General features: G+C 61.5%; 12 protein-coding genes and 2 tRNA genes. 4 read left to right on the top strand and 10 right to left on the bottom strand.

Annotated elements, in window-relative coordinates:
- Nucleotides 1-88: 88 nt before the first annotated feature.
- Nucleotides 89-165, bottom strand: a tRNA-Arg gene (locus V6E02_RS12810).
- A gap of 54 nt (nucleotides 166-219) precedes the next feature.
- A tRNA-Pro gene (locus tag V6E02_RS12805) sits at nucleotides 220-296 on the bottom strand.
- Between the two features lie 102 nt (nucleotides 297-398).
- Here V6E02_RS12805 and folD point away from each other — a divergent pair.
- Entirely contained in the window at nucleotides 399-1,253 is an 855-nt protein-coding gene (gene folD, locus V6E02_RS12800; RefSeq protein ID WP_347309196.1) for a bifunctional methylenetetrahydrofolate dehydrogenase/methenyltetrahydrofolate cyclohydrolase FolD, read from the top strand.
- 59 nt (nucleotides 1,254-1,312) lie between these two features.
- Here the strand turns inward: folD and V6E02_RS12795 are convergent, their stop codons facing one another.
- Entirely contained in the window at nucleotides 1,313-2,071 is a 759-nt protein-coding gene (locus V6E02_RS12795; RefSeq protein ID WP_347309195.1) for an HAD family hydrolase, read from the bottom strand.
- Nucleotides 2,072-2,162: 91 nt separating this feature from the next.
- Between V6E02_RS12795 and dksA the strand changes: the two genes are divergently transcribed.
- A complete protein-coding gene (gene dksA, locus V6E02_RS12790; RefSeq protein ID WP_347309194.1) occupies nucleotides 2,163-2,585 on the top strand; it encodes an RNA polymerase-binding protein DksA in 423 nt (140 codons plus the stop codon).
- An 11-nt stretch (nucleotides 2,586-2,596) separates the two neighbouring features.
- Nucleotides 2,597-3,052, top strand: coding sequence for a hypothetical protein (locus V6E02_RS12785; RefSeq protein ID WP_347309193.1), 456 nt, complete (start codon nucleotides 2,597-2,599; stop codon nucleotides 3,050-3,052).
- A gap of 74 nt (nucleotides 3,053-3,126) precedes the next feature.
- On the opposite strand, the gene pnp is transcribed toward V6E02_RS12785, so the two are convergent.
- The 7 genes from pnp to rimP all read right to left on the bottom strand — a co-directional run bounded on the left by pnp (nucleotide 3,127) and on the right by rimP (nucleotide 11,555).
- Nucleotides 3,127-5,274, bottom strand: coding sequence for a polyribonucleotide nucleotidyltransferase (pnp, locus tag V6E02_RS12780; protein WP_347309192.1), 2,148 nt, complete (start codon nucleotides 5,272-5,274; stop codon nucleotides 3,127-3,129).
- 99 nt (nucleotides 5,275-5,373) lie between these two features.
- A complete protein-coding gene (gene rpsO, locus V6E02_RS12775) occupies nucleotides 5,374-5,643 on the bottom strand; it encodes a 30S ribosomal protein S15 (protein ID WP_347309191.1) in 270 nt (89 codons plus the stop codon).
- Nucleotides 5,644-5,694: 51 nt separating this feature from the next.
- Nucleotides 5,695-6,630: a tRNA pseudouridine(55) synthase TruB gene (gene truB / locus V6E02_RS12770; protein WP_347309190.1), complete on the bottom strand. Its 936-nt coding sequence runs from the start codon at nucleotides 6,628-6,630 to the stop codon at nucleotides 5,695-5,697.
- Between the two features lie 16 nt (nucleotides 6,631-6,646).
- Nucleotides 6,647-7,021: a 30S ribosome-binding factor RbfA gene (gene rbfA / locus V6E02_RS12765; RefSeq protein WP_347309189.1), complete on the bottom strand. Its 375-nt coding sequence runs from the start codon at nucleotides 7,019-7,021 to the stop codon at nucleotides 6,647-6,649.
- A gap of 19 nt (nucleotides 7,022-7,040) precedes the next feature.
- The gene (gene infB, locus V6E02_RS12760; RefSeq protein ID WP_347309188.1) at nucleotides 7,041-9,587 is read right to left on the bottom strand and encodes a translation initiation factor IF-2; all 2,547 of its coding nucleotides are present in this window, start codon (nucleotides 9,585-9,587) and stop codon (nucleotides 7,041-7,043) included.
- A 31-nt stretch (nucleotides 9,588-9,618) separates the two neighbouring features.
- Nucleotides 9,619-11,109, bottom strand: coding sequence for a transcription termination factor NusA (nusA, locus tag V6E02_RS12755; protein ID WP_347309187.1), 1,491 nt, complete (start codon nucleotides 11,107-11,109; stop codon nucleotides 9,619-9,621).
- 14 nt (nucleotides 11,110-11,123) lie between these two features.
- On the bottom strand, nucleotides 11,124-11,555 hold the full coding sequence (gene rimP, locus V6E02_RS12750) for a ribosome maturation factor RimP (RefSeq protein ID WP_347309186.1): 432 nt from the start codon (nucleotides 11,553-11,555) through the stop codon (nucleotides 11,124-11,126).
- 226 nt (nucleotides 11,556-11,781) lie between these two features.
- On the opposite strand from rimP, the gene V6E02_RS12745 reads away from it, so the two are divergent.
- Nucleotides 11,782-12,198 carry a hypothetical protein gene (locus V6E02_RS12745; protein WP_347309185.1) on the top strand — a complete coding sequence of 139 codons (417 nt, stop codon included), beginning with the start codon at nucleotides 11,782-11,784 and terminating at the stop codon, nucleotides 12,196-12,198.
- The last annotated feature ends 131 nt before the right edge of the window (nucleotides 12,199-12,329 follow it).

Here is a 12,329-nt window from a genome sequence, read left to right as displayed (position 1 = left end):
TCCTGTACCCAATGTGCTGCACTTGCATGGCATTCCTCCGTCATCGAAGGCGTGCCAAAGGTTTCTGAACTTATGCACCAAACGGGCATGGCCTGCCCGACAGGAATCGAACCTGTAACCCCCAGCTTAGAAGGCTGGTGCTCTATCCGGTTGAGCTACGGGCAGTCGTGGGAAAGCGAATGAGCAGCACGGCCGGGCGGCCGCCAGCGAAGAAATGTGTGGTCGGGGTGGAGGGATTTGAACCCCCGACATCCTGCTCCCAAAGCAGGCGCGCTACCAGGCTACGCTACACCCCGAACGAGGCGGGACTATAGCGCCCACCCCCCAAAAAAGCAACGCGTGCCGCTTGAGGAACAGGTACCCACAATGCGATCATTAACTTTTTTTCGCTGGCATCCATGACCGCGCAAATCCTCAACGGCAAAGCTCTCGCCGATGCCATGCTGGCGGACATCCGTACCCGGGTGGAAGCACGTGTGGCGGCAGGCGCACGACGTCCCGCCCTGGCGGTGATCCTAGTGGGCGATGACCCCGCCTCCATCATCTATGTGCGCAACAAGCGCAAGGCCTGCGAGACGGCAGGCATCCGCTCCGTCTCCCACGATCTTCCGGATTCTGTCTCCGAGGCCGAGCTACTCGCGCTGATCGACCAGCTCAACAGTGATCCGGCGATCGATGGCATCCTCGTGCAAGCGCCGCTGCCTGCCCACATCAACGACGAGACGGTAATCGAGCGCATTCGCCCGGAAAAGGACGTGGATGGCTTCCACCCTTACAACATTGGCCGGCTGGCCGTGCGTTTGCCGGTCCTGCGTTCCTGCACGCCCTACGGCGTGATGCACCTGCTCGCGGCAACCGGGACGGAACTGAAAGGCAAACATGCAGTGGTAGTCGGCGCTTCCAACCACGTGGGCCGCCCCATGGCGCTGGAACTTCTGCTGGCCGGCTGCACCGTGACGGTCACGCACCGTTTCACTCGTGATCTGCCCGCGCTCGTGGCCCAGGCGGAGATTCTCGTGGTAGCCGTGGGCAAGCCGGGCTTAGTGAAAGGCGAGTGGGTTCGCGAAGGCGCCATCGTCATCGACGTGGGCATCAATCGTCTGCCCGGCGGCCGTCTCTGTGGCGACGTGGAATTCGAAGCCGCAGCCCAGCGCGCCGCCTGGATCACGCCGGTGCCGGGCGGGGTGGGGCCGATGACCGTCGCCACCTTGCTTGCCAACACACTGCAGGCGGCGGAAAACCACGATCGCTGAGAAAAGCGCTGGCAGGCACGCTCGCCAGCGCCCATTTCCGCATGGAAAGTTCGCCCGGCTCAGCCTTCCGCCCAGGCCCGCAGCAGCGATAGGTCCACCCAGGCCCGGCCTGCGCTATCCCCCTGGATGAGCTGGAAGGGGCGTTCAGGTTCCCCCAGGTCGCTCAACACCGCCACCGCACCGGTGAAATCATGATCCCGCGTGTAGTCGTTGACCGTGACGACGGTGCGCAAGCCTGCCGCACGGCTGGCACGTATGCCGTTGCTCGAGTCCTCGAAGGTCAGGCACTGACTGGGTGCGAGCCCCATCCTTTCCAGCACCCAGAAATAGATGTCGGGTGCGGGTTTCTTGGCCGACACGATATCTCCCGCTCCGATCGCTTCAAACCAGGATTCAGCTCCCGTTGCCAGGCTGTGCTCCAAGAGAGCTGTCACGTTGTCCGGCGTGGTGGTGGTGGCAATGGCCAGCCGCAACCCTGCCGCGCGTGCTTCTTCCAGCAGGCGCCGCACGCCCGGGCGCAGAGGAATGGCCCCCGTGGCCAGCAGCTGGGTGTAGTGGCGCGTCTTGGCCCGATGAAGCTCAGTGACCAGATCGTCGAAATCCGGCGGCCGAACATAATCGGGGCGGTAGCGGTCCACGTAGTAGCGAATGCGTTCCTTGCCGCCGGTGATTGCCAGCAGCTCGCCGTATAGAGCCGAATCCCACTCCCAGTCCAGACCAAACTCGCGGAAGGCGGCGTTGAAGGCCGGCCGATGGCCGTCCCGTTCCGTGTCGGCCAGGGTGCCGTCCACGTCGAAAATCAAGGCTTGCAAGGACATGTGGGTTGCCTCGAATGACGTCGGTGATGCGCTTGCGGCGCGGTGGAAAAACTGGTATTAAATCGGCTTTTCGCCAACGGTAGGTATCGAGATGCCCGCAGAACTGCACAAGACCTTCGCCCCCTATGTTCCGAAGAAGGGCGAAGCGTACATGAACCCGAAACAGCGCGCGCATTTTCGCAAAATCCTGGAAGAGTGGAAAGCCGAGCTTTCCCAGGACATCGATCGCACCGTGCACACCATGCAGGACGAGGCCACGGTGTTCGCCGACCCCAACGACCGGGCCAGCCAGGAGTCGGACATGGCCCTGGAGCTACGCAACCGGGACCGGGAACGCAAGCTAATCAAGAAGATCGAGGAGACCATCGCCAAGATCGACGCCGGCGAATACGGCTATTGCGAAAGCTGCGGCGTCGAAATCGGCCTCAAGCGTCTAGAGGCGCGACCCACCGCCACCTTATGCATCGACTGTAAGACGCTCGATGAGCTGCGCGAGCGTCAGATGGCAAAATAAGGCCCTCTTGCATGTCCACCCGCGGCCTCGACCTGCCGGACACGGAGTTCACCCGTAAACTCACGGGAACCCTGTTTGGCATCATGACCTGGGACCAACTCGGTCGCTTCTGGCAGCAGATCGATCCCGCCGCCGGCTGGTATCTCTACGCGGTTGGAGAGCCGCCACCGACCGAGCCCGCCGACGCGGAGCATGTGCAGAAATTCATGGCCGATCTGGATCGCTTGCTGCGTGAGGAACACCGCGAGGATTATTGCAGCATCGTCTATGCGGACGATCTGGATCGCCCCACCTTCATTAAGATCTACGACCCCAATCATCTGGGGAGCGCCTGCGGTTCCTCCAAGAACGTGGTGCTGCCTGGCTGGGTGATGAGCCAGGTGCCACCCATCGAGCTCACGCCGAGCTGGGTGGTGCCCCAGAGCCGCAAGCGCTGGTGGCAGGGGTTCCTCGCCTCTTTGCGCTGACGCAGCAGGGCGGCGCACTCTCGCAAACAAAAAGGCAGCACAGGCTGCCTTTTTGTTTTCTTCGTGCACGGGCGTTATGCCGTTTGTTCGGGCTTTTTCTCGGTGCCTTCCGCCCTGGCGTCGGGCTTCTGGGCAGGTGGCTCCAGCAAAGCCTTCATGGACAGACGCAAACGACCTTTCTCGTCGGCTTCCAGGACCTTGACGCGCACGGCCTGTCCCTCTTTCAGGTAATCACTCACGTTGTTGACACGCTCATGAGCAATCTGCGAGATGTGCAGCAGACCGTCGCGGCCGGGCAACACGCTGACAATGGCGCCGAAATCGAGCAGTTTCAGCACGGTACCGTCATAGACCTTGCCCACTTCCACTTCCGCAGTCAGCTCTTCGATGCGCTTCTTGGCGGCGGCCCCCGCTTCCGGATTGACGCAGGCAATGGTCACGGTGCCATCCTCGGCGATGTCGATCTGGGTGCCTGTTTCCTCGGTGAGGGCGCGGATGACGGCACCACCCTTGCCGATCACGTCGCGAATCTTTTCCGGATTGATCTTCAGGGTGATCATGCGCGGGGCATAATCCGACAGCTCCTGGCGCACCTGGGGCATGGCCTGCTTCATCAGCCCAAGGATGTGCATCCGCCCTTCCCGTGCCTGATTCAGGGCCACGTGCATGATTTCCTTGGTAATGCCCGTGATCTTGATGTCCATCTGCAGGGCGGTCACGCCGCGCTCCGTGCCCGCCACTTTGAAGTCCATGTCACCAAGATGATCCTCGTCGCCCAGGATATCGGTCAGCACAGCGAAGCGGTTGCCCTCCTTGATGAGACCCATGGCAATACCCGCGGTATGGGCCTTCACCGGCACCCCCGCATCCATGAGCGCCAGACAGCCGGCACACACCGAAGCCATGGAGCTGGAACCATTGGACTCCGTGATCTCGGACACCAGCCGGATGGAATAAGCGAATTCTTCCTCGCTGGGCAATACGGCGAGCAGCGCACGTTTCGCTAGGCGGCCATGACCGATCTCGCGGCGTTTCGGCGAGCCCACCCGTCCCGTCTCGCCGGTGGCGTAGGGCGGCATGTTGTAGTGCATCATGAAGCGCTCGGAATAGGTGCCTTCCAGGGCATCGATGATCTGGGCATCCCGCGCCGTGCCCAAGGTGGCAACGGCCAGGGACTGGGTTTCACCGCGGGTGAACAGCGCGGAACCATGGGCGCGCGGCAGCACGCTGGTACGGATGCTGATAGGACGTACCGTCCGGGTATCGCGCCCGTCGATGCGGGGCTCACCGGCGAGAATCCGGCTACGCACCACCTTGGACTCGAGCTCGAAGAAATAGGACTTGATGGCGTTCTGCGCCACTGTGTCCATCTCGGGCGTGATTAGCTCGGCGAACACCTTCTCGCGAATGGCATCCACGCGCGCTACACGCCGCTGTTTCTGGGTGATGCGATAGGCTTCCTGAAGTTCGGCCTCCGCCAGCTGGCGCACGCGCTCTACCAGCGCTTCGTCCCGCGGCGGCGGCGCCCAGTCCCACGGTTCCGCACCCGCCTCCTCGGTGAGCTCGTTGATGGCTCGGATCACCGTCTGCATCTGTTCGTGGCCAAACATCACCGCGCCTAGCATGACGTCTTCTGGCAGTTCGTGCGCTTCCGATTCCACCATGAGCACGGCTTGTTCGGTACCCGCCACCACCAGATCAAGGAGTGAGGTATCGAGCTCGCTGATGGTGGGATTGAGCAGATACTGGCCATCCTTGTAACCCACTCGCGCCGCGCCCAGCGGCCCATGGAACGGCACGCCAGACAGGGACAATGCAGCGGACGCGCCGATCAGTGCGGGGATGTCCGGGTCGATGTCGGGATTGGCCGACATCACCGTTGCCACGATCTGCACCTCGTTATAGAAGCCATCTGGAAACAACGGGCGGATGGGCCGGTCGATGAGCCGGGAGGTCAGCACTTCCTTCTCAGAGGGCTTGCCCTCGCGCTTGAAAAAGCCGCCAGGAATCCGGCCCGCAGCGTAGGTACGCTCCTGGTAGTCCACCGTAAGGGGAAAAAAATCCTGTCCCGGCTTCACGTTCTTGGCTGCAACCACCGTGACCAGGACACAGGTGTCGTCCATATTCACCATCACAGCGCCACTCGCCTGGCGCGCAATCTCACCGGTTTCCAGCGTGACCTGATGTTTTCCGTAAGCAAAGGTTTTCTTGACGTATGCCAACTTAGAATCCTCGACTTTTAGAGGGCCGCGCGGCGGCCCCTGATGCAGCAAAACCCCAATGAAAAAGGCGCGGTTCACCGCGCCTTTCGTTCACTTGCCTTACTTGCGCAGACCGAGGCGATCGATCAGCGCCCGATAGCGGTCTGCGTTCTTGCGCTTGAGATAGTCGAGCAGCTTGCGCCGCTTGCTCACCAACTTGAGGAGGCCGCGGCGGGAATGGTGATCCTTGGCGTGATTTTTAAAGTGCTCGGTGAGATCATTGATGCGCGCTGTCATGAGCGCAACCTGCACTTCCGGCGAACCGGTGTCGCCCTGGGCGAGCTGATATTCGCCCACGATTCTTGCCTTTTCAGCAGTCGTAACAGCCATTCTTTTTCGCTCCAATCCGAAAACCAAATTTTACACGCTACCCATGGATTTTCACAAGGTTTTTCCGGCAAATTCGAGCCGGCACTCATGCCTCTGGGCCACCAGGCGGCGCGGCGCCAGGCGCCCATCGCGATCGCCTCGACCAACGCCGATAAATTGCTGTTTTTCGTCGTAAATACGGTATTCCTGAGAGACTTGCAAGCGCGGCATCCAGAGCCCCTGGCCGCGACGGAAGTAAAAGGCTCCATCCGCATCCAGATCGATCCGAGGCAAGTGCGCGACTAGCACGTCGGCGGGTAGTAGCTGCCGATCCCGTTCCGCATCGCTCATGGCATCGAGCCGGTCCAGGGCGATCGACCGTTCGATGGTAAAACCGTCCACGCCAGTACGGCGTAGCGCGGCCATGTGGGCGCCGCATCCGAGAACACGACCAATATCCTCGGCCAGCACCCGGATATAAGTCCCTTTGCTGCAGTGAACGTCCACTTCGAACAGGCTGTGGCCATCGAACCCCAACAGGGTGAGCTCGAAGATGGTGATCCGCCGCGGCATCCGTTCCACCTCGACGCCCTTGCGCGCATAGTGATACAAGGGGCGCCCCTGGTGCTTGAGCGCCGAGTGCATGGGCGGGACCTGTTCGATCTCGCCCACGAATTGACGTAGCACTGCTTGCAGCGCTTGCAGATTGACTCGAACCGGATGTGTTGCCAGGAGCCGCCCCTCGGCATCTCCCGTATCCGTAGTCTGGCCGAGGCGGATCTGCGCTCTGTAACGCTTGTCGGCATCGGTGAGGTACTGGGAAAACTTGGTGGCTTCGCCGAAGCAGATGGGAAGCAGACCACTCGCAATCGGATCGAGGTTGCCGGTATGGCCTGCCTTGGCTGCGCGGTAGAGCCGCTTGACATGCTGCAGCGCGCCGTTGGAGCTCACACCCACGGGCTTGTCCAGCAGCAATACGCCGTCTACGGGGCGTTTGTCGCGCTTCACGTTCACCACCGCCGGCCTACTGATCGCGATGACGCTTGGTGTCTTCCGCCACGGCTGCGTCGATCAACTGATCGAGCCGCATGCCTCGCTCGATGGAAGTATCGTGCACGAAATGCAACTGCGGCATCACCCGCAACTTGATGCGCTTGGCCACCTCGCTGCGCAGAAAACCGGCCGCCGACTGTAGCCCTTGCAGTGCCTGCTGCACACGCGCCTGGTCGCCGAGCAGGCTGAAATACACCTTGGCATGAGCGTAATCATTGCTCACTTCCACGTCGGTGATCGTCACCATGCCCACGCGCGGGTCCTTCACCTCCAGTCGCAGCAATTCCGCCAGCTCGCGCTGGATCTGGTCGGCAACTCGACGTGGACGGGCAAAATCTTTCGCCATGGTTCAGGATTGCCTGCGTCTACAGGGAACGGGCGACTTCTACCACTTCGAACACCTCGATCTGGTCGCCCTCGCGGATATCGTTGAAGTTCTTGATCGACAGACCACACTCGAACCCTGCCTTGACTTCCTTGACGTCCTCCTTGAAGCGCTTGAGGGAATCGAGCTCCCCGGTGTGGATGACCACGCCATCGCGGATGACCCGCACCATAGCGCCCCGCTTGACCACGCCTTCGAGCACATAGCAGCCGGCGACCGTGCCAACCTTCGAGATGCGGAAGACCTGGCGCACTTCCACCAGACCGATCTCCTGTTCTTTTTTCTCGGGCGCCAGCATGCCGGACATGGCAGCCTTGATCTCGTCCACGGCGTCGTAAATGATGTTGTAGTAACGCACATCCACGCCCGAGCTCTGGGCGAGCTTGCGTGCCTGCGCATCCGCGCGCACGTTGAAGCCGATGATCACGGCTTTGGATGCCAGAGCCAGATTCACGTCCGACTCCGTGATGCTGCCCACCCCGCTGTGGATAATGTTGACCTTCACCTCAGGCGTAGAAAGTTTGCTCAGGGCGTGCGCCAAAGCTTCCTGGGAACCCTGGACGTCGGCCTTGATGATGAGCGCCAGCGATTTCACCTCGCCCTCGGCCATTTGTTCGAAGATGTTCTCCAGCTTGGCTGCCTGCTGTTTAGCCAATTTCACGTCGCGGTACTTGCCCTGGCGAAACAGCGCGATCTCGCGCGCCTTGCGTTCGTCGAGCACGACGATGGCCTCTTCGCCCGCCTGGGGCACGTCGGAAAGACCCAGAATTTCCACGGGAATGGAGGGCCCGGCCTCTTTCACTTGGCGGCCGTTCTCGTCGAGCATGGCGCGCACCCGTCCGAAGGCCGTGCCTGCAAGGAGGACATCGCCCTGGCGGAGAGTGCCGGATTGCACCAGGATGGTCGCCACCGGACCTCGCCCCTTGTCCAGACGCGATTCGATCACCAGACCCTTGGCTGGGCAATCCCGCGGGGCTTTGAGATCCATCACTTCGGCCTGCAAGAGCACTCGTTCCAGAAGCTCGTCGATGCCCTGCCCGGTCTTGGCCGACACTTCCACGAACATCGTGTCTCCCCCCCATTCCTCAGGCACCACCCCCTGGGCCGACAGTTCCTGTTTGACCCGTTCCGGGTTGGCTTCCGGCTTGTCGATCTTGTTGATTGCCACCACCACCGGCACGTTCGCCGCCTTGGCATGATGAATGGCCTCGATAGTCTGGGGCATCACGCCGTCATCGGCCGCCACCACCAGGATCACGATATCCGTCGCCTTGGCGCCGCGGGCGCGCATGGCCGTGAAGGCTTCATGGCCCGGCGTATCCAGGAAGGTCACAACGCCGCGCGGCGTTTGCACGTGATAGGCGCCGATATGCTGCGTGATACCCCCTGCCTCGCCACTCGCCACGCGGGTGCGACGAATGTAGTCGAGCAGCGAAGTTTTGCCATGGTCCACGTGGCCCATGACAGTGACCACGGGCGCGCGAGGTAGCGCCTCGACTTCCTTGATCTGAGCCTCTTCCAGGTACGCTTCCGGATTGTCCAGCGCCGCGGGCTTGGCGACGTGGCCCATTTCCTCGACCACGATCATGGCCGTTTCCTGGTCGAGCACCTGATTGATGGTGACCATGGTGCCCATTTTCATCAGCACCTTGATGACCTCGGCCGCCTTGACTGCCATGCGGTGGGCTAGTTCGCCCACAGTGATGGTCTCCGGCACCAGCACTTCGCGCACGATGGGTTCCTGTGGGGCCGTGAAACTATGGCTACCCTCTTCGCCCTTGTGGCGGCCCGGTTTGCCCTTCTCACGCCAGGCCCCGCCGGTGAGATCGCCCTTGACCTTGATGCCGCGTTTCTTTGCACCACCTTCCTCGACCCACCCGGCGGCAAGGGCCGGCTTCTTCTTGCCACCTTTCTTCTTCTCGGCCTCGGTTTTCTCCTCGGCCTTCGGAATGTGCAGCGTGCCCTCGGTCTTCGCCTCGACCGCGGCAGGCGGCGCGGTCTCGGCGACGGGCGCAGCCGGCTTGGCTTCTTCGACTACCGGCTTGACTTCTTCCTCCGCCGGTTTCTTGGCGCGGCTGCGCTGGGCGCGCTTCTCGGCTTCTTCCTTCTGGCGTGCGATCAGTTCGGCTGCCTTGCGCGCTTCCTCCTCACGTTTGGCCAGCTGCTCGGCATCGATCACTGCCTGTGTGGGTTTGGCTTCCACCACCGGTTCCGCAGCCGGAGCAACCAAATCCCGTTTGACGAACACGCGCTTCTTGCGCACTTCCACCTGGATCGTGCGCGCCTTGCCTGTGGCATCCGCCTTGCGGATTTCCGTGGTCTCGCGCCGGGTCAGTGTGATCTTGCTGCGACTCTCCTTCACACCGTGGGCACGACGCAGATAATCCAACAGCTGCGCCTTGTCCTGTTCGGTCAAGGGATCTTCGGCAGCGCGCTTGTTCACCCCGGCCGCTCTCAGCTGTTCCAGCAGAACCGTTTCTGCCACCCCCAGCTCCGAGGCAAATTGCGCTACGTTCATTTGTGGCATTGAAGCCCTCCGTCCATTCCGTCTATTGCTCTCAGCTGTTGGTTTGTTCAGCCGCAAACCACGGCGCGCGTGCCGTCATGATCAGCGTCTTGGCCCGCTCCGGATCCATACCCGTCATCTCCACCAGATCGTCCACCGCGAGATCGGCCAGTTCTTCCACCGTGGAAATGCCCTTGGTCGCCAGCAGCCGTGCCGTTTCCGGATCCATGCCTTCCATGGTCGCAAGATCCTCGGCCACATGTTCGACCTTCTCTTCGCTGGCGATCGCCTCGGTGAGCAAGACATTGCGCGCCCGGCTACGCAGCTCGTTGATGGTATCTTCGTCGAAAGCCTCGATTTCCAGCATCTCGGACAAGGGCACGTAGGCGATCTCTTCCAGACTGGTGAATCCTTCCTCCACCAGCACCTGCGCCACTTCCGCGTCCACATCGAGCTTCTCCATGAACTCCTTCATGATGCGCTCGGCTTCCTCGGCACTCTTTTGCTGCGCTTCCTCGGCGGTCATGATATTGAGGTCCCAGCCGGTGAGTTCGGAAGCCAGCCGCACGTTCTGGCCGCCACGCCCAATGGCCTGCGCTAGCTGTTCTTCCTCGACAACGACATCCATGCTGTGTTTCTCTTCGTCCACTACGATGCTGGAGATCTCTGCCGGCGCCAGCGCATTGATCACGAACTGCGCAGGATCGGAGGACCAGAGCACGATATCGACACGCTCTCCCGCCAGCTCACTAGTCACTGCTTGCACCCGCGAGCCGCGCATGCCGATGCAAGTCCCCTGCGGATCGATGCGCGGATCATTGGACTTGACCGCGATCTTGGCCCGCACCCCTGGATCGCGGGCCGCAGCCTTGATCTCGATCAGGCCTTCTTCGATCTCCGGCACTTCCAGCTCGAACAGCTTGACCAGAAACTCCGGCGTAATCCGTGAAAGAATGAGTTGCGGACCCCTAGCGGCACGATCGATCTTGAGCAGATAGGCACGCACACGGTCGCCGACGCGCAGGTTCTCCTTGGGAATCATCTGGTCCCGCGGCAGCACGGCCTCGATACGTCCCGACTCGATGATGGCATTGCCGCGCTCCATCCGCTTGATCACGCCGGTGACCAAGTGTTCCTTGCGCTCAAGGAAATCATTCAGGATCTGTTCGCGTTCAGCCTCGCGGATCTTTTGCAGGATCACTTGCTTCGCGGTCTGCGCGCCGATACGACCGAATTCGATCGGCTCCAGGTGTCCCTCGATCACGCCTCCGATCTCCACGTCAGGCTGTTTTTTTCTGGCCTCAGACAGGGGGATTTGCAGGCCCTCGTCTAGATACTCCTCGTCTGGCACCACATGCCAGCGGCGGAAGGTCTCATATTCGCCCGTTTCCCGGTTGATGGCGACCCGCACGTCCACATCCTCGTGGAAACGTTTTTTCGTCGCCGAGGCAAGCGCCAACTCAAGTGCCGAGAACACCACCTCCTTGTCCACGTTCTTTTCGCGCGCTAGCGCATCCACCACCAGCAGAATCTCGCGGCTCATACAACAACCTCCGGTCAAATATTGGGGATCAGACGCGCCTTGTCGATGTTCGCGAGCTCGAACGTCTTCAGCATCCCGTCCACATCCATTTCCAGCACTCCGTCGTGCACGCCCTTGAGCACGCCGGTGACGTTACGGCGGCCCTCCACCGGCACACGCAGCTTCACCTGCGCGCGCTCTCCTGCAAAGCGCTCGAAGTCTGCCACCTTCTTCAGTGGGCGGTCGAGGCCTGGCGAAGACACCTCCAGGCGGTCGTAGTCGTAATCGAGCTCGACAGCAAGCAAACGTGTCAGATGGTTGCTCACCCGCACACAGTCATCGATGGTGATGCCGCCAGGCTTGTCGATGAACAGGCGCACCAACCTGCCCCGGTTGCTGAGCTCCAGGTCCACCAGCTCGTACCCGAGTCCGGGCAACGTCTTTTCAAACAGTGCTTGCAAGTCCATGCGACCGCCAGAAACAAAAAATGGGCGCAACGCCCATCCCTTAAGTTGGCCATTATAACAAGAAAACAACGACTAAGGAAGGAACGGCCTCTTGCCTTCCAATGGGAGATGAATCTGAGCGGGGCGCGTGATTCCAACGACAGATGAGTCTGAAATCGGGTAGGCAGGTCCTCCTTGGAGGAGGATCGTGTTCATCAATACCCAAGCCCTCAAGACCCTGGATTAGGTGCGCGCTTTTCTCGACGGCGCCTCGGCGGTGCAGTTCCAGGCGGTCGAGCGTGAAGCGCGCCACCGCTTTGTCGAAGCCGTCCTGCGACGCTTCGACTATCCCCGCCCGGGCCGCACTGGGTGCGGCCTGATCCTGCGATTTCTGTCCAAAATGACCGGCTATTCGCGCCAGCAAACCACCCGCCTTGTCGCCCAGTGGCGGGCCGACGGCAGGCTCGCCGATCGCCGCGGCCCACCCGCGCAGCCCTTCCCCCGTCGCGATAGCGAGCCTAATGCGCGGCTTTTGGCCGAGCTGGATCAGTTGCACCACACCCTCTCGGGGCCGACCACCAAGAAGCTCACCCAGCGCGCCGTCAGGCGCTATGGCCAAACCGAATACGCCCGCCTCCCCCGTATTTCGGTCGCGCACTTGTAAACCTGCGCCAGTCTCAGGCTCATCGCCGCCAGCCCACCAATTGGCCCGCTGCCGAAATGCAAAAGCCCTGACTGGTGTAGTCAGGGCTTTTGGGTGTGGGGTGCCTGGCGGTGACCTACTTTCGCAGAGGG

The organism is Thiobacter sp. AK1 (genome assembly GCF_039822265.1).
GTDB lineage: Bacteria > Pseudomonadota > Gammaproteobacteria > Burkholderiales > Thiobacteraceae > Thiobacter > Thiobacter aerophilum.
This window is presented reverse-complemented; position numbering and strand designations above follow the sequence as displayed.

What these genes read in the sequence shown, in the direction of transcription:
- folD (WP_347309196.1), top strand. Translation starts at nt 399, where the DNA reads ATGACCGCGCAAATCCTCAACGGCAAAGCTCTCGCCGATGCCATGCTG.
- V6E02_RS12795 (WP_347309195.1), bottom strand. Translation starts at nt 2,071, where the DNA reads ATGTCCTTGCAAGCCTTGATTTTCGACGTGGACGGCACCCTGGCCGAC.
- dksA (WP_347309194.1), top strand. Translation starts at nt 2,163, where the DNA reads ATGCCCGCAGAACTGCACAAGACCTTCGCCCCCTATGTTCCGAAGAAG.
- V6E02_RS12785 (WP_347309193.1), top strand. Translation starts at nt 2,597, where the DNA reads ATGTCCACCCGCGGCCTCGACCTGCCGGACACGGAGTTCACCCGTAAA.
- rpsO (WP_347309191.1), bottom strand. Translation starts at nt 5,643, where the DNA reads ATGGCTGTTACGACTGCTGAAAAGGCAAGAATCGTGGGCGAATATCAG.
- rbfA (WP_347309189.1), bottom strand. Translation starts at nt 7,021, where the DNA reads ATGGCGAAAGATTTTGCCCGTCCACGTCGAGTTGCCGACCAGATCCAG.
- infB (WP_347309188.1), bottom strand. Translation starts at nt 9,587, where the DNA reads ATGCCACAAATGAACGTAGCGCAATTTGCCTCGGAGCTGGGGGTGGCA.
- nusA (WP_347309187.1), bottom strand. Translation starts at nt 11,109, where the DNA reads ATGAGCCGCGAGATTCTGCTGGTGGTGGATGCGCTAGCGCGCGAAAAG.
- rimP (WP_347309186.1), bottom strand. Translation starts at nt 11,555, where the DNA reads ATGGACTTGCAAGCACTGTTTGAAAAGACGTTGCCCGGACTCGGGTAC.